This is a genomic window from Micromonospora sp. NPDC049114 (assembly GCF_040648635.1).
Lineage (GTDB): Bacteria > Actinomycetota > Actinomycetes > Mycobacteriales > Micromonosporaceae > Micromonospora.
The window spans coordinates 330391-349355 of sequence record NZ_JBEZEA010000004.1 but is presented as its reverse complement, the minus strand read 5'-3'; the positions used below and the strand labels follow the sequence as shown (position 1 = coordinate 349355).

General features: G+C 72.4%; 17 protein-coding genes. 6 read left to right on the top strand and 11 right to left on the bottom strand.

The genetic code is table 11. The annotated features are described in order from the left end of the window. The first annotated feature begins 87 nt into the window (after positions 1–87). Positions 88–1599, top strand: coding sequence for a protein kinase (locus AB0B39_RS16595; RefSeq protein WP_357574696.1), 1512 nt, complete (start codon positions 88–90; stop codon positions 1597–1599). A 15-nt stretch (positions 1600–1614) separates the two neighbouring features. On the opposite strand, the gene AB0B39_RS16590 is transcribed toward AB0B39_RS16595, so the two are convergent. From AB0B39_RS16590 to AB0B39_RS16550, 9 genes are all read right to left on the bottom strand, one after another. After that, positions 1615–2670: a glycosyltransferase family 4 protein gene (locus AB0B39_RS16590; RefSeq protein WP_357496247.1), complete on the bottom strand. Its 1056-nt coding sequence runs from the start codon at positions 2668–2670 to the stop codon at positions 1615–1617. A gap of 157 nt (positions 2671–2827) precedes the next feature. Beyond that, the gene (locus AB0B39_RS16585) at positions 2828–3493 is read right to left on the bottom strand and encodes a BON domain-containing protein (RefSeq protein ID WP_234590591.1); all 666 of its coding nucleotides are present in this window, start codon (positions 3491–3493) and stop codon (positions 2828–2830) included. A 178-nt stretch (positions 3494–3671) separates the two neighbouring features. Continuing rightward, a complete protein-coding gene (locus AB0B39_RS16580) occupies positions 3672–5303 on the bottom strand; it encodes a trypsin-like peptidase domain-containing protein (RefSeq protein WP_357574695.1) in 1632 nt (543 codons plus the stop codon). Positions 5304–5365: 62 nt separating this feature from the next. Then, on the bottom strand, positions 5366–6922 hold the full coding sequence (locus AB0B39_RS16575; protein ID WP_357574694.1) for a HAMP domain-containing sensor histidine kinase: 1557 nt from the start codon (positions 6920–6922) through the stop codon (positions 5366–5368). Then, entirely contained in the window at positions 6919–7620 is a 702-nt protein-coding gene (locus AB0B39_RS16570) for a response regulator transcription factor (RefSeq protein ID WP_030336721.1), read from the bottom strand. Before AB0B39_RS16570 ends, AB0B39_RS16575 begins: the two co-directional genes overlap by 4 nt. Positions 7621–7705: 85 nt before the next feature. Beyond that, positions 7706–8317 (bottom strand): PadR family transcriptional regulator, encoded by a 612-nt coding sequence (locus AB0B39_RS16565; protein WP_357495904.1) that lies wholly within the window; start codon positions 8315–8317, stop codon positions 7706–7708. Continuing rightward, positions 8314–9138 (bottom strand): DUF4097 family beta strand repeat-containing protein, encoded by an 825-nt coding sequence (locus tag AB0B39_RS16560; protein ID WP_357495902.1) that lies wholly within the window; start codon positions 9136–9138, stop codon positions 8314–8316. The genes AB0B39_RS16565 and AB0B39_RS16560 overlap by 4 nt, the downstream gene beginning before the upstream one ends. Before the next feature lie 294 nt (positions 9139–9432). Then, on the bottom strand, positions 9433–10365 hold the full coding sequence (locus AB0B39_RS16555; RefSeq protein WP_357495900.1) for a lysophospholipid acyltransferase family protein: 933 nt from the start codon (positions 10363–10365) through the stop codon (positions 9433–9435). Beyond that, on the bottom strand, positions 10362–11138 hold the full coding sequence (locus AB0B39_RS16550; protein ID WP_357495898.1) for a GNAT family N-acyltransferase: 777 nt from the start codon (positions 11136–11138) through the stop codon (positions 10362–10364). Before AB0B39_RS16550 ends, AB0B39_RS16555 begins: the two co-directional genes overlap by 4 nt. A gap of 151 nt (positions 11139–11289) precedes the next feature. On the opposite strand from AB0B39_RS16550, the gene AB0B39_RS16545 reads away from it, so the two are divergent. From AB0B39_RS16545 to AB0B39_RS16535, 3 genes are all read left to right on the top strand, one after another. Further along, the gene (locus AB0B39_RS16545) at positions 11290–11934 is read left to right on the top strand and encodes a hypothetical protein (protein ID WP_357495896.1); all 645 of its coding nucleotides are present in this window, start codon (positions 11290–11292) and stop codon (positions 11932–11934) included. A gap of 140 nt (positions 11935–12074) precedes the next feature. Next, positions 12075–13010 carry an ABC transporter ATP-binding protein gene (locus AB0B39_RS16540; protein WP_357574693.1) on the top strand — a complete coding sequence of 312 codons (936 nt, stop codon included), beginning with the start codon at positions 12075–12077 and terminating at the stop codon, positions 13008–13010. Next, positions 13007–13828: an ABC transporter permease gene (locus AB0B39_RS16535; protein WP_357495894.1), complete on the top strand. Its 822-nt coding sequence runs from the start codon at positions 13007–13009 to the stop codon at positions 13826–13828. Before AB0B39_RS16540 ends, AB0B39_RS16535 begins: the two co-directional genes overlap by 4 nt. Before the next feature lie 53 nt (positions 13829–13881). On the opposite strand, the gene AB0B39_RS16530 is transcribed toward AB0B39_RS16535, so the two are convergent. Together AB0B39_RS16530 and AB0B39_RS16525 are read right to left on the bottom strand one after the other, a co-directional pair. Then, entirely contained in the window at positions 13882–14289 is a 408-nt protein-coding gene (locus AB0B39_RS16530; protein ID WP_357574692.1) for a hypothetical protein, read from the bottom strand. Continuing rightward, positions 14286–14585 (bottom strand): hypothetical protein, encoded by a 300-nt coding sequence (locus AB0B39_RS16525; RefSeq protein ID WP_357574691.1) that lies wholly within the window; start codon positions 14583–14585, stop codon positions 14286–14288. Before AB0B39_RS16525 ends, AB0B39_RS16530 begins: the two co-directional genes overlap by 4 nt. 297 nt (positions 14586–14882) lie before the next feature. On the opposite strand from AB0B39_RS16525, the gene AB0B39_RS16520 reads away from it, so the two are divergent. Continuing rightward, the gene (locus AB0B39_RS16520) at positions 14883–18623 is read left to right on the top strand and encodes a multifunctional oxoglutarate decarboxylase/oxoglutarate dehydrogenase thiamine pyrophosphate-binding subunit/dihydrolipoyllysine-residue succinyltransferase subunit (protein ID WP_357574690.1); all 3741 of its coding nucleotides are present in this window, start codon (positions 14883–14885) and stop codon (positions 18621–18623) included. Positions 18624–18744: 121 nt separating this feature from the next. Further along, positions 18745–18924, top strand: coding sequence for a DUF6104 family protein (locus AB0B39_RS16515; RefSeq protein ID WP_357495886.1), 180 nt, complete (start codon positions 18745–18747; stop codon positions 18922–18924). The last annotated feature ends 41 nt before the right edge of the window (positions 18925–18965 follow it).

Genomic DNA, 18965 nt, shown 5'->3' with positions numbered 1-18965 from the left:
GTCGACCATCCGGCGCATCGGCGTTGACAGGCAGGACACATTCGCGCAACCTGATACCGCTCCCACCCCCGAGGGCAGGTGCGATCCGTGAAGGCAGCGCTGCATCCGGGCCGATTGCTGGCCCGCAGGTACCGACTCATCGACCAGATCGGTGCCGGCGGCATGTCGGTGATCTGGCGCGCGCGGGACGAGGTGCTCGACCGCGTCGTGGCGCTCAAGGTGCTCGCGCCCTCGCTCGCCGCCGACGCGCGGTTCCGCGACATGGTGCGGGAGGAGGCGCGCGCGGCCGCCCAGCTGGTGCACCCGCACGTGACGTCGGTCCACGACTACGGCGAGACGGTCGACCCGGACGGGTCCATCACCTCGTTCGTGGTGATGGAGCTGCTCAGCGGCGAGGAGTTGGAGCTGCGGCTCACCGAGGGCCCGCTGCCGTGGCCGGAGGCGGTCGAGGTGGGCGCCCAGGTCGCGGACGCGCTGGCCGCCGCGCACCGGCTCGGCATCGTGCACCGCGACATCACCCCGGCCAACGTCATGATGACCGCGATGGGGGTGAAGGTCCTCGACTTCGGCATCGCCACCCGGATCGGCGCACCGGACGAGGACGAGGACGGCGGCACCTTCGGCACCCCGGCGTACGTGGCCCCGGAACGGCTCGACGGCGCACCCGCCCAGCCGGCCACCGACGTCTACTCGCTCGGCGTTCTGCTGTACGAGGCGTTGACCGGCCGCGTGCCGTACCCGGCGGACACCTGGGAGCAGCTCAGCGCCGCACTGGCCGACGGCCCGGCGCCGACCCTGGCCAACGTGCCGGACCTGCCCGCGCCGGTGGCCCGGATCTGCCTGCGGAGCCTCTCGCGGGAGCCGGCGGACCGGCCGACGGCCCGGCAGCTCGCCACCGCGCTGCGCGGCCACGTCCTGCCGCCCGACCCACCGACCGCCACGATCAGGGTGCCCACCCTGGCCCTGCCGACGAGCGTCGGGATGGCGCACGCGGGCGACGCGACGACACCGCAGGTGGACGACGTGCCGACGCCGCAGGTGGACGACGTGCCGACGCCGGCCGGCGCGGGGCCCGGCCGGTCCCGCCGGCAGCTGGCGCTGCTGGTCCTGATCCCGGTGGCGCTGGCCGTCGGTGTGGCGCTGGCCGGTGCGGCACTGCTGCCCGACCAGCAGCCGGATCGCCGGGCCCAGCCGTCGGCCGGCCCGGTGACGCCCGCGCCTACCGACCCGCCGAGCGGTCCGCCGACCGACCCGCCGGCCACCGAGCCGTCCCGGTCGACCCCGGCACCGTCGTCGCCACCGGCCACCCGCGCGCCCACGGGCGAGCCGGGCACCCTCGTGGAGGCCGCCAACCGTGTCGACGGTTTGATCGACGCCGGCCTGCGCGACGGGGAGATCCGCGGCGATGTCGGCCTCGACCTGCGCAACGAGCTGCGCAACCTGCTGGCCGCCGCCGGGTCCGACCGGGACGAACTGGCCCGACCGGTGGCCCGGCTGCGCGAGAAGGTCACGGTCCGGCTCGGCGAGGGGGCGATCAGCCCGGCGTACGCACAGCGGCTGGACGCCGCCATCGCCGAGCTGGGAGCGGCACGGGTCTGACCCGGGGCGGCACCGTCAGCGAACGGCGACGGGGGCCGTGTCCCGGACGGCGGGCCGCCCGAGGGCGAAGCGCCGGTAGACGTCCTCGTAGCCGTACGCCATCCGCTCGACCGAGAAGTTCTCGGCGACGTGCGCCACGCAGTCCTGCGGGTCCAGCTCCCGGGCGGCCAGCAGAGCGGCGGGCAGCTCGTCGGGCTGCCCGCAGACCAGCCCGGTGAGTCCGGGCCGGACCAGTTCGGGCACCGCGCCCCGGTCGAGCGCCACCACCGGCGTACCGGTCGCCATCGCCTCCAGCATCACCATGCCGAACGGCTCCTCCCACTGGATCGGCATGATCAGGCAACGGGCGTCGACGAGCATCCGCAGGGTCTCGGCGCGGTCGGCGTTGAGCACCACCGACACGTCCTCGTCGAGCAGCGGCGCGACGACCTGCTCGTAGTAGCGCCGTTCGGCCGGCTCGTTGCACTTGCCGGCCAGCAGCAGCGGCAGGCCGGCCTCCCGGCAGGCGCGGATGGCGATGTCCGGGCCCTTGTCCGGGCTGAACCGGGCCAGCCACAGCACCGGTCCGGGGCCGGGCACGGTCTTGCGCGGAAAACCGCGCAGGTCCAGCGCGTTGTGCACGGTGCCGGCCCAGGGCAGGCCCGTGTTGAGTCGGCGTTGGGCGTGCGAGATGGCCACCAGGGCGACGTTCTCGTCGGCGTCGCCGAGCACGTCGCCGTACTCCCCCACCGGGTTGCCGTGCACCGTCGCCACCGTCGGCACGGACCGGCGGCCGGCCACGAGCGGCCCGATCGTGGTGTGGTCGTGGATCACGTCGAAGTCGGCCGGCGTGATCATGCTCTTCACCCGGGCCAGGTGCGCGAGCTCCGGCAGTGACTCGCCGAGCCGCTCGTACTGGACCTGGGCGATGGTGGAGACGAATCCGCTGGCGGCGGTGCCGTGCTGCTCGCCGGCACCGAACAGCGTCACCGCGTGCCCGTGGGCGCTCAACGCGTCCACCAGGCAGGCCACCACCTGCTCCAGGCCGCCGTAGCCGGGCGGCGGCACGGACAGCCATGGCGGGACCACCATCGCGATGCGCAACGACCGCTCCGGCGAGCGGTCGGCGGGCGGGTGGTTCACGGCCACGAGTCCTCCCCGTTGATCCCCGATCGGGTATCGCCGTCGGTCGGCATGGTCCGCGGCGGTTTCCCCACCCGGCCTCCGGTAAACCGGACAAGACGGACGCTTACCCGCCGACCAGGAGTTGGTCGTGCACGACTCGTACACCCGGCGCCGACCACGCCACCCGCTCCACCTGGTCCCGTTCCCACCAGGAGCGGACCACCCCGGCGAGGACCAGCGTGTCCCCGTCCACCTCCACCGTCACCCGCTCCGCGCCGAGCGTGCGCGCCAGGGCACGCCGGACGTCCTGCCGCAGCCGCTCGCCGGCAGGTGGTGCCGACGGCCGCACCTCGACCAGGTTGGTGATTCCCCGTACGCCGTCCAGCCGGCGCAGCTCCCCCTCGGCGGCCCGGCGCTGCCACCCGAACTCGACCTCACCGCGCAGCATCAACCAGCCGTTGGCCACTGTGACGTCCAACCGTTCGGCGGGCACGAAACTGTCCCACTCCAGGGCTCGGGCCGCGGCGAGGGCGATATCGCCGTCGGTACGCCCCGGTGTCCCCGGCAGCCGTACCTCGATCTGGTCGGCCACCACGCGTACGCCCCGCACCCGTTGGGCGCAGCGGGTCGCGGCCCACGCACGGGCCGCGCCGTCCACGAACCCGGTAAGCGTGACCACCCCCTGGTCGACGGCCACCCCGATCTCGTTCGGTAGCAGCTGCGGATCCCAGGCCAGCTCGGCCAGGACCTCGCGCTGGATCCGCTCGTCGTCGACATCAGACCCGCTCACGGTCCACCCCCGTACGCTCGCCGGCTCGCCTGCCGACCGTGCCGCTCGTACGGGTGACGGCGGTTCACCCCGTGAGGGTGAACCGCCGTCCGGGCGGAAAAAGAGCGGCGGGTGACGGAGCCGACCCCCTCGGCCCCGCCACCCGCCGCCGGAGGGAGGAGGCAGGTTCAGTTGTCGGTCAGGACGTCTCGGCGAGCGTCACGGTGGCGGTCTTCTCGGCGCCGTTGCGCTTGAAGTGCACCTCGACCCGGTCGCCGACCTTGCCGGCCTGCACCGCGCCGACCAGGTCGTCGGAGTCGTTGATTACCTTGTCGCCGAAGCGGGTGACCACGTCGCCGCGCTGGAGGCCGGCCTTCTCGGCGGCGCTGCCCGCGGTGACCGAGGCGACCAGCGCGCCGCCACCCTCGGCCTGGTTGACGCCGACCCCGAGCGACGGGTGGCTGACCTTCTCGCCGCGCTGGAGCTTGCCGGCGACGTCCTTGGCCTTGTTGCTGGGGATGGCGAAGCCGACGCCGATGTTGCCGGTGCTCTGCCCGGAGGTGGCGATGGCGGTGTTGACGCCGATCACCTCACCCCGGGTGTTGACCAGCGCGCCACCGGAGTTGCCGGGGTTGATCGGCGCGTCGGTCTGCAGCAGCCCGGAGATCGAGCTGACGGCCTGGCTCTGCTGGTTCGGGTCCTGCTGCTGGCCCTCGCCGGCCCGGATGGTGCGGTCCCGGGCGCTGAGGATGCCCGCCGTCACCGAGCCCTGGAGGCCGAGCGGGCTGCCCAGGGCGAGCACCTGGTCGCCGACCTGCATGGCGTCGCTGTCGCCGAACGTGGCCGGCTTGAGGTCGCTCACCCCGTTGGCCTTGACCACTGCCAGGTCGGTCTTCGGGTCGGTGCCGACGATCTTCGCCTGGACGTTCCTGCCGTCGGCGAAGACGACCTGCACGGTGTCCCCGCTGGCGGAGGCGACCACGTGGTTGTTGGTGAGCACGTAGCCGTCGGCGCTCAGGACCACGCCGGAGCCCTCGCCGCTGTCGGTGGCGATGGAGACGACGCTGTCCTGTACGGACGCGGCGATCTTCGGCAGGTCGGCGCTGTTGAGCACGGGGGCCGCGGAGTAGGTGCGGGTGACGCCGCCGTTGTCGCCGTCGAGGGCGAGCGCGAGCGCCCCACCGGCGACGCCGGAGCCGAGCATCAGGGCGAACACCGCGACGCCGGCGCCGGCGAACTTGGCGATCCGGCCCGGCCGGGGCCCGGAGCCGGGCGGCGTGGCCTGCGGGCCCCACGGCGGCACGGGCTGCCCCGGGTGGTGCTGCTGGTGCTGCTGGTGCTGGGCGTGCTGGGGGTAGGCCGCGCCCGGCTGGCCCCCGCCGGCCCAGCCGGACTGCTGGCCCGCGTGCCAGCCGGCGCCCGGGTACTGGCCGGCGGCCGGCTGCGGGTAACCGGAGTAGCCGGGCTGGGCCGGGTAGCCAGGCTGGCCGGAGTGGCCGGGCGCCGGGTGGCCGGAGACCGGGTACGGCGGCGCGGATCCACCGGCGGCGGTCGGCGGCTCGTACCCGGTGGGCTGCCCCACGGTCGGCGGCTCGTACCCGGTCGGCTGCCCGGCGTGGGGGGCGGACCCGGTCGGTCCGTCGGAAGCGGCGGGCACGGCCGGAGTGGCGACGGTGGGCGCGGTGTCCCCGTCGGTCGAGACGACCGGAACGGGGGTGGTCGGAGAGTCGGACTGCGCGCGCTCGTCGCGCGGCAGCTCGGCGGTGGGGTGCGACGGCTCGGCGTCGATGGGGGCCGGCCGGCGCTGCGGGTCGGACTCGAACTCGGTCATGGGACTACCTTCTCCCCCGGCACTGCAATCAACCTGGAACCGTCCTGGAAGTTGGCTGAAAGTCACTCGCCCAGGTCGTCGCCCCTGGGCACCTGCGGCAGCCGGACCCGGAAGGTGGCTCCGCCACCGGGCGTCTCGAGCACCTCGACCGAGCCGTGGTGGGCGGCGACCAGCGCCGCCACGATGGCCAGGCCGAGGCCGGTGCCGGTGTTGCCGTCGGCCCGTCGGGTCCGGGCCGCGTCGGCCCGGTAGAACCGCTCGAAGACCCGCTCGGACTGTTCCGGGGAGAGACCGGGGCCGGTGTCGATGACCTCCACGACGGCGAGGTTGCCCGCCTCGGCGCGCAGACGCACGCTGACGTCGGCTTCCGGCGGGGTGTGGGTCAGCGCGTTGGTCACCAGGTTGCCGATGATCTGGCGCAGCCGGGCGTCGTCGGCGTAGACGACGAGCGGGCCGGAACCGGGCTCGATCTCCAGCTCGATCCGCCGGTCCGGGGCGACCGCGCGAGCCGCCTGCACGGCGTCGGAGGCCAGCACCGGCAGCTCCACCGGGGCCAGCGAGAGCGGGCGTTCCCGGTCCAGCCGGGCGAGCAGCAGCAGATCCTCGACCAGCAGACCCATCCGGGCGGCCTCGTCCTCGATGCGGCGCAGCAGCCCGGCGGTCTGCTCCGGCGCGCGGGCCGCGCCCTGGCGGTACAGCTCGGCGAAGCCACGGATGGTGGTCAGTGGGGTCCGCAGCTCGTGCGAGGCGTCCGCCACGAACTGCCGCATCCGCTCCTCGGAGCGTCGGGCCCGCGCCTCGGACGCCTGGGCTGCGGCGGCCGCGTCCCGGGCGGTGCTCTCCGCCGAGCGGGCCGCCGTCTCCGAGGCCGCCCGGGCGGTGAACGCCGCCTCGATCTGGGTGAGCATCGCGTTCAGCGCGCGGGAGAGCCGGCCCAGCTCGGAGGTGGGATGCTCCTGCCCCTGCTCCGGGTCGGGCACCCGGCGGGTCAGGTCGCCGCCCGCGATGGCCGCGGCGGTCCGTTCGATCTCGACGAGGGGCTTCAGGCTGGTCCGCACGATCGCCGCGCCGACCGACGCGAGCAGGATCAGCACCGCCCCGCCGACCAGCAGGTCGATCCAGACGAGCTGCTTGACCGCACGGTCGACCTCGGTCAGCGGCTGACCCACGGCCAGCACCGAGCCGTCCGGCTGGGCGGCGTAGTAGACCCGCCACCGGGTGCCTCCGTCCTGGGACGGGACAGTCTTCGGCTGGCCCTCCAGATCCTCGAAACCCGCCCGGGTCGTGGGGAAGCTGGGCAGCTGTTCGGGGGCGCGGTTCACCTTGTCGTAGTACGGCCGGGACACCCTGTTCTCGTCGGCCAGCGAGACGACGTAGTCGCTGGGCAGCGTCACGTTGACCTCGCCGCTGCGCAGACCCGGGAGGTACTGGCCGAGGCTCTGGGTGGCCGACCGAATCTGCCCGTCCACCTGGCCGACCAGGTAGTTGTGCAGGAAGTAGGCGGTCAGCGAGCTGATCACCAGCAGCGCCGCGGAGACCAGCGCGAGCACCGAGGCGACCAGCTTGACCCGCAGCGGTACGCCCCGCAGCCGTCCCTTCGCCTGCGCGACCGCGTTCACGCCGCCGGCTTGCGGAGCACGTACCCCACGCCGCGCAGGGTGTGGATCAGCCGGGGCTGGGTGGTGTCGACCTTGCGCCGCAGGTAGGAGATGTAGGACTCGACGATGTTGTCGTCACCACGGAAGTCGTAGTTCCAGACGTGGTCGAGGATCTGCGCCTTGGACAGCACCCGGTTGGCGTTGAGCATGAGGTAGCGCAGCAGCTTGAACTCGGTCGGCGAGAGCTGCACCCGCTGCCCGGCCCGGTGCACCTCGTGGGTCTCCTCGTCCAGCTCCAGGTCGGCGAAGGTGAGCCGGGACGGGGCCTGCTCGCCGGTGGTGGTGCGGCGCAGCACGGCGCGGATCCGGGCGGTCAACTCCTCCAGGCTGAACGGCTTGGTGACGTAGTCGTCGCCGCCCAGGGTGAGCCCGCGGATCTTGTCGTCGGTGGCGTCCCGGGCGGTCAGGAACACCACCGGGGTCCGCGTGCCGCCCTCGCGCAGCATCCGGATGACCTCGAAGCCGTCCAGGTCCGGCAGCATGACGTCGAGCACGACCAGGTCGGGCCGGTGGTCCTTGGCGGCGTTGAGGGCCGCGCTGCCGCTGGTCGCGGTGGCCACGTCGAAGCCCGCGAACCGCAGGCTCGCGGAGAGCAGTTCGAGGATGTTGGGGTCGTCCTCGACGACGAGGAGTCGCGCCTCGGTCTGGGTAGCGGGCATGGGCCCAATCATCGGTGACCTCACTGCACCGGCGCTGGACGCTCGCTGGAAAAACCCTGTGAGTCGCCGGGCGGCCGGGCAGGCGTCAGCGCAGCAGCCGGCGCAGCCCGTCCAGGGCGCCGTCGAGCAGCCGGATCGCCGTGCGCAGTTGAGTGTCGCTGAACTGCCGCGCCCGTGCCAGATGGCTCACCTCGGCGGTGAACGAGGCCAGCCGCTTGTCGAACTCGTCGAGCAGGGCATCGCGTGGCGCGTCGGCCGGCGGGGGCCGGTAGGACGACGCGGGCGGCTCCCACCGCGTACGCCGGGTCTGCCGGGTGGCCTCGCTCAGCTCCCGCTTGAGGTCGCGCGTCGAGCCGCGCACCTCGCTGCGGATCTCGCTGGCCAGGGTGGAGAGGTCCGCCACCGAGGCCGCGATGTCCGCTTCCAACGCGGCCAGCTCACCGGCGCGCTGGCGCAGCTCGGCGAGGCCGGCGTCGGTGATGGAGTACGTCTTGCGCCCTCCGGCGGCGGTGTGGCTCACCAGCCCCTCGGCCTCCAGCCGTTGCAGCCGGGGATAGATGGTGCCGGCGCTCGGCGCGTACAGCCCGAGGAACCGGTCCTCCAGGAGACGGATCAGCTCGTAGCCGTGCTTGGGGCCGTCGTCGAGGAGCTTGAGCAGATAGAGCCGGAGCCGCCCGTGGCTGAACACGGCGGTCACGGCAACTCCTCCTCGTCGGCGGCCACCGGTCGGGCGAGGAGCGAGATGCTTCCCGACGTCGCGGAGGCCCAGAGCTTACCTTCGCCGGCGCCGAGCACTCCCTCGCTGCTCGGCAGCGGGAATCGCGAGTTGCGCACCTGCGGGAAGCCGCTGGTGATCCGGCCGGAGGCGGTGTTCAGCCGGACGGCGAGGTCGCTGTCCTCGCGGACCCGGACGGTGATGCTGCCCGAGATGGTGGTGAGCTGGATCTCGCTGCGCCGGGGGTTGTCCAGGTCGCAGGTGATCGCGCCGGAGACGGTCTGCGCCCGCACCCGGTCGGCGGCGCTGTCGGCGAGGATCACCTCCCCGGAGACGGTCTCCAGGGTGAGGTCACCGCGGACGCCGAGCGCCTCCACCGGCCCGGAGGTGATCTTCGCGGAGGTGGTACCGCGCAGGCCCATCAGGGTGATCTGGCCGGAGACGACGTGGGCCGTGGTCTGCCGGCGCAGGCCGGAGGCGACAAGCGACCCGGAGACCAGGTCCAGGTCGGCGAGGACATCGGCGGGCACGGCGACGGAGACGTCCACCCGCGGATAGCGGTGGATCATCTGGAACCACCGCAGGACCTCCGACCAGCCGTGCCCGCGTTCCTGTCGGATGCTGAGCCGGCCGTCGGAGTGGTCGATCAGGACGGGTCGGCGGCCGACCTGGGTGACGTCGATCCGGGTCGGGCCGTCGGTGGCGACCACGTTGAGTCGTCCACTGATCAGGCGGACGTCCAGCCGGGTGACCGGGCCGTCCACGGTGAGCCGCTGCGGGCTGCCGACCGTCCATCCGGCCATGACGTCCTCCCCTCGACGACGCGCCCACGCGCGCCGACGAGGAAACCGTAACGCGATACATCGCGACACACAAGACTGTCGCGAGTCGTCACCGCGACCCTGACCACGGCGTCAGCCACCAGCCCCGGCCTTTTAACGACGAGGGAAAGGGCGCTCCGAGCGCCTCCTTTGCTCTGCTTCAACCCACGCAACACAAGCGGGCCGCAAGTGTTGCGTGGGTTGAAGCAGAGCAAAGGGCGATCCGACCTACTCCGGCGCCGGGATCGGCGCGTGCTCAAGTGGTGAGTCCTGCTCTCAGGCCGCCAGGTCGAGGTCCCGGCCGGCAGGCACCTGCGGCACGGAACCCGCCGGGGTCATGGTGGGGACCGGCCGCAGCCGGGTCCGCGTCGGGACAACCGGCACCAGGTGTACGGCAGACTCGGCGGCCCGGGCCAGCAACCGCCGGTCGGCGTCGCCGGCCGGGTGCAGCGCACTTGCGATCGTCACCGAGACCACCAGATCCCGCGCCGCGACCACCCGTGCGACCGAGCGCAGCAGGGTGTCCGCGCCGAGGAAGGCGGCGGCCGTCGTGACCGCTCCGGTGGCGTCGCACCGGTACCCGAGCCGCAGCGGCACCACCGGACTGCCCGCGTCGATGGCGGCCTGGAACATCGCCGGCCGGAACCCGCCGTCGGGGCGGCACCCGTCCGCGCCGTCCCCGGCACACCAGGTCGTACCCTCGGGAAACACCGCTACCGACCGGCCGGCGCGCAGCGTGTCGGCCAGCCGGCGCACGGTGGCCGGCAGGGCCCGCGGCCGGGACCGGTCCACGAAGACAGTGCCCGCCGCCGCGGCGAGCAGCCCGACCACCGGCCAGGACCGGATCTCCCGCTTCGCCACCATGCGGGTGGGCGCGACCGCCAGGACGGCGAGGATGTCCAGCCACGAGACGTGGTTGGCGACCAGCAGCGCGCGCCGCCGGGGCAGCCGGCCCTTGATCACCAACCGGACGCCGAACGCGCGAACGGTGCCGCGGGCCCAGCCGCGCAGCACCGCCTGCCGCTCGCGCGCCGGGAGCACCGGCAGCAGCACCGCCACTCCCACCCCGGCCAGCAGCATCCCGCTCGCCGCGACCAACCGGAGCATCCGGCGGACCACCGGCACCGTGGGCACCTCGCCGGCCGCCGGCAGGCAGTCGTCGTCGCAGCCCGAGAAGGGCCGCCACAGGTCCCGCGCTCCGGCGGTCACCGGTGGTCCCCGCCCAGGAAGTGCCGCAGGTAGCGCGGGTTCATCCGGTCCAGGGAGAAGAGCACGTAGAAGTCCGCGCACCCGAAGTCCGGGTCGTACGCGGGCTCGCCGCAGATCCACGCGCCGAGCCGCAGGTAACCGCGCAGCAGCGGCGGCACCGCCACGCGAGCGGCCGGGTCGGCGGCCGTGGCGGCCGCGACGGCGGCCGGCTCGGCGAACCACGGGCGCAGCGGGCGCACCCGCAGCGGCGGCGGCGACAGGTGCCGGGCCTGGGCCTGGGCCCACACCCCGGCGACCGTGCGACCGCCGTCGTCGACCGGCACCGAGGCGCAGCCGCCGAGCCAGCGCGAGCCGCGCAGGTGCAGGTAGCGGGTGAGCCCCGCCCACATCAGGTTGATCACCGCGCCCGATCGGTGGTCCGGGTGCACGCAGGACCGACCCGTCTCGACGAGGTCGTCGCGCAGTGGATCGAGCGCCCCGAGGTCGAATTCGCTCTCGGCGTACCGCCGGTCGGTACGCCCCGGCGGCAGCAGCCGGTACGTGCCGACCACCTGCCCGGTGCTGTCCTCGCGGACGATGAGGTGATCGCAGTGGGCGTCGAAGGGGTCCACGTCCAACCCGGCGCCGCCGGGTGCGAGGGTGGCGCCCAACTCGGTGGCGAACACCTCGTGGCGCAGGCGTTGCGCGGCCGCGACCTGGGTGGGGTCGTCGGCGATCAGCAGGGTGTATCCGCTGGTCGTCAGGGATGCGCCAGCGACATGCAGAACGGCCATGGGATCTGTGTAAATGCCCCGGGTTGCCATCGGCGCGCACCACTGGTGTCGACCGGATGAACGCCGGCCGGCGGATGCCTCCGACCGGGCCCGTGCGAGGCTGCCCGACGGGCCGGCGACGGCGCCGCCCCACGCCCCACGGAGGTCACCCATGCGCATCGAGTCCCGGTACAACGGGCCCACCGGCTCCGGCAACGGCGGCTGGAGCGCCGGCCTCTTCGCGGCCGAGGGTGGCCCCGGACCGGTGGAGGTGACGCTGCGTCGGCCACCGCCGCTGGAGACGGCGCTGAGCCTGGTCGACGGCGAGGTCCGGGATCCGGCCGGCGAACTGGTGGCCGAGGTCCGCCCCGCCGGCGTCGTGGACGCCGTCGTGCCGCCGGTCGACCGGGAGACGGCGGTGGAGGCTTCCACCCGCTACCCCGGGTTCGTCGAGCATCCGTACCCCGAGTGTTTCGTCTGTGGTCCGCGCCGCGACGACGGGTTGCGGATCTTTCCCGGCCGGTTGCCGGACGGCCGGACCGCCGCGCCGTTTCGCGCACCCGAGCAGGTAGGCGACGCCACGGTCTGGGCCGCGCTGGACTGCCCCGGCGGCTGGACGGTGCTCGCGTCCGGCCGCCCGTACCTGCTCGGGCGGATCGCCGCGGTGGTCACCGCCCGGCCGGCGCCGGGCGACGAGTGCGTGGTGACCGGCGCGTTGATCGGTGTCGACGGCCGCAAGGCGCTGGTGCACACCAGCCTGTACGGCCCCGACGGCGCGCTGCTGGGCGCGGCCCGGGCCACCTGGATCGCCCGCTGAGGCCCCGCGGTCGTCCGCAGGGAGGACACGCCTCCGCCCCAAGGGGGACCACGCCGTAGGGACCGGGCCTGATTGACCTTGTTGCTCGGTACCGTCACGCTGTGCCACGGCGTACCTCGACGCCACACGGGAGGAGAATGATGACTGACGGGCAGCGAAGCCCCACCAGCGACGGTCAGATCGTGGTGTCCGGTCTGACGAAGCAGTACAAAAACGTGCGGGCGGTGAACAACCTGTCCTTCACCGTGGCACCGGGGCGGGTGACCGGCTTCCTCGGCCCGAACGGCGCCGGTAAGACCACCACGCTGCGCATGCTGCTGAACCTGGTCACCCCGACCGCGGGTACGGCCACCATCAGCGGTCACCGCTACGCCGACCTCACCGACCCGCTGCGGCACGTCGGGGCGATCCTGGAGGCGTCCAGCGCGCACAAGGGCCGCACCGGCATCAACCACCTGCGGGTGATCTGCGCGGCGGCCGGCCTGCCCCGGTCGCGGGCCGACGAGGCGCTGGAGCTGGTCGGGTTGACCCCGGCGGCGAAGCGCAAGTTCAAGGGCTACTCGCTCGGCATGAAGCAGCGGCTCGGTATCGCCGCCGCGATGCTCGGTGATCCCCGGGTGATGATCCTCGACGAGCCGGCCAACGGGCTGGACCCGGAGGGCATCCGGTGGATGCGCGGGTTCCTCAAGAACCTGGCCCACGAGGGCCGTACGGTGCTGGTCTCCAGCCACCTGCTGTCGGAGATGCAGTTGCTCGCCGACGACGTGGTGATCATCGCGGCCGGGCAGCTCGTCCGGCAGGGGCCGGTCGAGCAGGTGCTCGGGTCGATGGCCCAGGGCGCCCAGGTGCGGGTCCGCACCCCGCAGGCCGAGGCGCTGACCACCGCACTGAAGGCGCAGTCGGCCACCGTCACCACCGACGAGCACGGCGTCCTGCTGGTCTCCGGGGTGGACGCCCCCACGATCGGTCGGGCCGCCCTGGCCGCGGGCGTGGAGCTGCACGAACTGACCACCGAACGACCCGACCTGGAACGGGTCTTCCTGGAGCTGACGGCCGGAAAGGCGGGTATCCGATGAACCTCGTCCGATCCGAGTTGCTCAAGATCCGTACCACCAACACCTGGTGGGTGTTCGCGCTGATCAGCCTGCCGCTGTGGGCGCTCACGCTGCTCTTCAACTGGTTGCAGACCGACGCGCTGACCAGCACCAACCCCGCGGACGTGGGCGACCAGTCCGCCCAGTTCGAGGCCGCGGCCACCCCGGACGCGATCGCGTCGAACCTGTTCACCTCCGGGCAGTTCTTCGGCCTGCTGATCATCATGCTGCTCGGCATCATCGTGGTGACCAGCGAGTTCTTCCACCAGACGGTCACCACCACGTTCCTCACCGCGCCGCACCGCACCGCGGTGATGGCCGCCAAGCTGGTCGCGGCGGGTGTGCTGGCGCTGCTGTTCTGGCTGGTCACCACCGTGCTCAACCTGATCGCCGGCTCGGCGGTGCTGAGCGCGGTGGGGTTGGACTCGCAACTCGGCAACGACGCAGCCTGGCGGGCGATCGGGTTGAACCTGCTCGCGTACCTGCTGTGGGCCGTGTTCGGCGTCGGCATCGGCGTGCTGATCCGCAGCCAGATCGGCGCGACAGTGACCGGCATCCTGCTCTACCTGGGCGGCTCGATCGGTGCGGCAGTGGTGATCGCCGTCCTGGCCAACCGCTGGGGCGACTGGATCAACAACCTGCAACTGCTGGTGCCGTCGCTGGCCTCGTCGCTGATGGTCACCGGGGCGGACATCCCGGGCAACCCGCCGCGCTGGGCGGGCGCCGCCGTGCTCATCGGATACGCGGTGGTCACCGGCGTGGTCGGCACCCTGCTGATGCGCCGGCGCGACATCTCCTGACCGATGCGAGTTCCGGGGTGGCGGCGGCACGGCCGCCACCCCGGGCCTGCGCCTCACCCGCCCGGGCAGCTCCGGCCGCCGCTGATCGGAATGCACTGGGTGACCACCGGGTCGGGCTCCAGATCGGCGGGGATGTGCCCGATCAGCGAGCTGGTGGCCATGCTGCCGACCAGCGCGACCGCCACGTACAGCAGCACCGTCCCGGCGAACGCCCAGGCGAAGTGCCGACGCCAGAGGGCCTCCCCCGCCCATCCGGCCAGCAGCAGGCCGAGCACCGGAAGCACCCCGTTGAGCAGGAGCCCGGTCGTCAGCAGGGCGTCAGTGGTCGCGCCGAACGCCTGCGCATCGTCAGCGTTCGGCGTGTACGGCCTGGACATGCGCCGGATCAGGCCCACCAGCAGCAGGAACGGCACCCCGTAGAGCCAGCCGAAGAAGAGCCCGCCAAGGCCGAGCCGCTTCACGAGCGACCCAGGTACGCGGCGGCGCAGACCCCGACGCTGAGCGCCGCGGCGGTGGTGCCGGCGAGCACCGCCGAGGGGACGAGTCGGACGACAAGCGCGGTCACCAGCGCCGTCACGACCAGCAGCCCGAGGAGCACCGGCGTGCCCCACACCAGACCGACGAACACCAGCGACTCGCCCGGCGACAGGCAGCTGAACCAGGCCGCGCAGTCGTCGTGCGGCGCGCTCGGCACGCTCGTCGTGCCCACCGCCATGGCCGCGATCGCGGTGACGTACCAACCGGTCGCCACCGCCATGCTCCGGCCATAGCGCCCCCGTGCCCCGTCATGATCCATGCGCCCGATCCTCGCGGAGGACGTCGGTGCGGGGACATCCGTACCGGTACTCAATCTGGCCGTAGCAGCCGGGGACGGGCCGCGCAGGGGTTGGTGAACTTCTGGCATCTTCTGTGAATCCGGCCACCCGACCGAGGCGGAAATGCCTGCGCGATCCGTACGGCGTAGCCTGGGAGTCGTCCTGTCCGTTGTCCATCAATTGGACGCGACGGACACCGCGTGACACACAAACCCGCGTGAAAGAGGCGATTACCGGCCGTGTCGACCCAGCAGACTTCGCAGGAGAACCCACTGGCGGGTTTCGGCCCGAACGAGTGGATCGTCGAGGAGATGTACCAGCGGTACCTCGCCGACCCAACGAGCGTCGATTCGGCCTGGCACGACTTCTTCGCCGACTACCGGCCGGCGCCCGGCGCCGGCACGCCACGCCGGGCTGAGACGTCGGGCAAGCCGGCCGCCGCGCCCGAGCCCGACGGCCAGCCGGAGGCGGCGGCCACGGTCAGCCAGCCCAGCACCCCGGCGAAGCCGGCCGCCGCCGCCAGCAAGCCGGCCGCCGCGCCGTCGACGCCGGCCAAGGCCGCGCCCGCGAAGGCCACCCCGGAGAAGGCCAAGCCGGCCGCGAAGGCCGCCGCGCCGAGCGCCGACGGCCCGCAGACCACGCCGCTGCGAGGTGTCGCCGCGAAGATCGTCCAGAACATGGACGCCTCGCTGAGCGTGCCCACCGCGACAAGCGTCCGCGCGGTCCCGGCGAAGCTGCTGGTCGACAACCGCATCGTGATCAACAACCACCTCGCCCGAGGGCGCGGTGGCAAGGTCAGCTTCACCCACCTGGTCGGCTACGCGATGGTCCGGGCGCTCGTTCAGCACCCGGAGATGAACAACTCCTTCGCCGAGGCCAACGGCAAGCCGGCAGTGGTCCGCCCGGCGCACGTCAACCTCGGCATCGCGATCGACCTGGCCAAGCCGGACGGCAGCCGCAACCTGGTGGTCCCCTCCATCAAGGGCTGCGAGCAGATGGACTTCCGGCAGTTCTGGCAGGCGTACGAGGACGTGGTCCGGCGGGCGCGGCGCAACGAGCTGACCATGGAGGACTACTCCGGCACCACGATCTCGCTGACCAACCCGGGCGGCATCGGCACGGTGCACTCCATGCCGCGGCTCATGCAGGGGCAGAGCGCGATCATCGGCGTCGGCGCGATGGAATACCCGGCCCCCTACCAGGGCATGTCCGAGGCCACCCTGGCCGAGCTGGCGGTCAGCAAGGTCATCACGCTGACCAGCACGTACGACCACCGGATCATCCAGGGCGCGCAGTCCGGCGAGTTCCTCAAGGTCATGCACGAGCTGATCCTGGGCGAGCACAGCTTCTACGACGAGATCTTCACCTCGCTGCGCATCCCGTACGAGCCGGTGCGCTGGGTGCGCGACGTGGCCGTCAACTCCGAGGGTCAGATCAACAAGACCGCCCGGGTGCACGAGCTGATCCACGCGTACCGCGTGCGCGGTCACCTGATGGCCGACACCGACCCGCTGGAATTCACCATCCGCAAGCACCCCGACCTGGACGTCCTCCAGCACGGGCTGACCCTGTGGGACCTGGACCGGGAGTTCCCGGTCAACGGCTTCGCCGGGCGCCAGCGGATGAAGCTGCGCGAGATCCTCGGCGTGCTGCGCGACTCGTACTGCCGGCGCGTCGGCATCGAGTACATGCACATCCAGGACCCGGAGGAGCGGCGCTGGATCCAGGAGCGGATCGAGCGCAAGTACGAGAAGCCGTCCGCCGACGAGCAGAAGCACGTGCTCAACCGGCTCAACGCCGCCGAGGCGTTCGAGACCTTCCTGCAGACCAAGTACGTGGGCCAGAAGCGCTTCTCGCTCGAAGGTGGCGAGTCGCTGATCCCGCTGCTGGGCGAGGTGCTCGAGTCCTCCGCCGAGAGCGGGCTGGACGAGGTGGTCATCGGCATGGCCCACCGGGGCCGGCTCAACGTGCTGGCCAACATCGTCGGCAAGCCGTACGAGAAGATCTTCTCGGAGTTCGAGGGTCACCTCGACCCGCGCTCGACGCAGGGCTCCGGCGACGTGAAGTACCACCTGGGCCAGAACGGCAAGTTCACCACCCCGGACGGCGAGCACGTCGTCAAGGTGTCCCTGGTGGCGAACCCGTCGCACCTGGAGGCCGTCGACCCCGTGCTGGAGGGCATCGTCCGGGCCAAGCAGGACCGGATCGACCTCAAGCTGGAGGGCTACACCGTGCTGCCGCTGGCGGTGCACGGCGACGCCGCGTTCGCCGGCCAGGGTGTGGTCGCCGAGACGCTCAACCTGTCGCAGCTGCGCGGCTACCGCACCGGCGGCACCGTGCACGTGGTGGTCAACAACCAGGTCGGCTTCACCACCGCCCCGGAGTACAGCCGGTCCAGCCTCTACAGCACCGACGTGGCTCGGATGATCCAGGCGCCGATCTTCCACGTGAACGGCGACGACCCGGAGGCCGTGGTCCGAGTGGCCCGGCTGGCCTTCGAGTACCGGCAGGCGTTCAACAAGGACGTCGTGATCGACATGGTCTGCTACCGCCGGCGCGGCCACAACGAGGGCGACGACCCGTCGATGTCCAACCCTCAGATGTACAAGATCATTGACTCGAAGCGGTCGGTGCGCAAGCTCTACACCGAGGAGCTGATCGGTCGCGGCGACATCACCGTGGAGGACGCGGAGGAGCTGCTGCGCGACTACCAGGCGCAGCTGGAGAAGGTCTTCAAGGCCACCCGGGACGCCGCCGCCACGCCGCGCCAGCTCAACCGTCCCCGCCGCGAGGAGGAGCCGGAGCCGGCGGTCGACACCGCCACCGATGCCGCCGTGGTGAAGGCGGTCGGCGAGGCGCACACCAACCTCCCCGAGGGCTTCACCCCGCACAAGCGGATCCAGCAGCTGCTCGACCGGCGGGCCAAGATGTCCGTCGAGGGCAACATCGACTGGGGCTTCGGCGAGATCATCGCGTTCGGGGCGCTGCTGCACGACGGGGTCACCGTCCGGCTCGCCGGGCAGGACTCGCGGCGCGGCACCTTCGTCCAGCGGCACGCGTCGGTGGTCGACTCCCGCACCGGCGACGACTACCTGCCGCTCAAGTCGCTCACCGGCGACGGCGAGCGGTCCCGGTTCTTCGTGCACGACTCGCTGCTGTCCGAGTACGCGGCGATGGGCTTCGAGTACGGCTACTCGGTGGAGAACGTCAACGCGCTGGTCGCCTGGGAGGCCCAGTTCGGTGACTTCGTCAACGGCGCCCAGTCGGTGATCGACGAGTTCATCTCCTCGGGTGAGGTGAAGTGGGGTCAGCGCTCCGCGGTGACCCTGCTGCTCCCGCACGGCCACGAGGGCCAGGGCCCGGACCACACCTCCGGTCGCCCGGAGCGGTTCCTGCAGATGTGCGCCGAGGACAACATGCGGGTGTCCATCCCGACGACTCCGGCGAACTACTTCCACCTGCTGCGCCGCCAGGCCCTGTCGCCGAAGCGCAAGCCGCTCGTGGTGTTCACGCCGAAGTCGCTGCTGCGGCACAAGCTCTGCGTCTCCTCGGTGGAGGACTTCACCACCGGCACCTTCCAGCCGGTGCTGCGCGACACCGCCGCCCCGGCACCGGAGTCGGTCAAGCGGGTGCTGCTGTGCTCGGGCAAGGTCTACTACGACCTGTTCCAGGCCCGGCAGGAGCGCGGCATCACCGACACGGCGATCATCCGGATCGAGCAGCTGTACCCGCTGCCGGTCGAGGAGATCCGGGCCGCCCTCGCGCAGTACCCGAACGCGGAGGACTTCGCCTGGGTGCAGGAGGAGCCGGCCAACCAGGGCGCCTGGTCGTTCGTCGCGCTCAACCTGCTGGAGCACCTCACCGACGTCCGGCTGCGGCGGATCTCCCGCCCGGCCGCGGCGGCCCCGGCGGTCGGCTCGGCCAAGACCCACGAGGTCGAGCAGACCGCGCTCATCGAGGCGGCACTCCCCCGCCCGTGACCTGATCGCGCCACGCGAGCCGGGGCAGGGCCGTTTCCACGGTCCTGCCCCGGCTCGCGTCGGTCCGTCCGAACCACCGACCCGCCCGGCCCGCGCCGGGCCGAGCACGAGGACGTACGCCGTGTACTTCACCGACCGTGGCATCGAGGAGCTGGTCGAGCGCCGGGGGGACGAGCAGGTGACCCTGGAGTGGCTGGGCGAGCGCCTGCGCGACTTCGTCGACCTGAACCCCGAGTTCGAGACCCCGATCGAGCGCCTGGCCACCTACCTGGCCCGCCTGGACGACCCCGACGAGGACTGAACCGCCCGACGATCGACCTACCGACGGCTGACCGGCGCCGG

Coding starts and splice junctions, on each gene's coding strand:
- AB0B39_RS16545 (WP_357495896.1), top strand. CDS start 11,290: ATGCGCATCGAGTCCCGGTACAACGGGCCCACCGGCTCCGGCAACGGC.
- AB0B39_RS16590 (WP_357496247.1), bottom strand. CDS start 2,670: ATGGTGGTCCCGCCATGGCTGTCCGTGCCGCCGCCCGGCTACGGCGGC.
- AB0B39_RS16550 (WP_357495898.1), bottom strand. CDS start 11,138: ATGGCCGTTCTGCATGTCGCTGGCGCATCCCTGACGACCAGCGGATAC.
- AB0B39_RS16535 (WP_357495894.1), top strand. CDS start 13,007: ATGAACCTCGTCCGATCCGAGTTGCTCAAGATCCGTACCACCAACACC.
- AB0B39_RS16570 (WP_030336721.1), bottom strand. CDS start 7,620: ATGCCCGCTACCCAGACCGAGGCGCGACTCCTCGTCGTCGAGGACGAC.
- AB0B39_RS16560 (WP_357495902.1), bottom strand. CDS start 9,138: ATGGCCGGATGGACGGTCGGCAGCCCGCAGCGGCTCACCGTGGACGGC.
- AB0B39_RS16525 (WP_357574691.1), bottom strand. CDS start 14,585: ATGGCGGTGGCGACCGGTTGGTACGTCACCGCGATCGCGGCCATGGCG.
- AB0B39_RS16580 (WP_357574695.1), bottom strand. CDS start 5,303: ATGACCGAGTTCGAGTCCGACCCGCAGCGCCGGCCGGCCCCCATCGAC.
- AB0B39_RS16540 (WP_357574693.1), top strand. CDS start 12,075: ATGACTGACGGGCAGCGAAGCCCCACCAGCGACGGTCAGATCGTGGTG.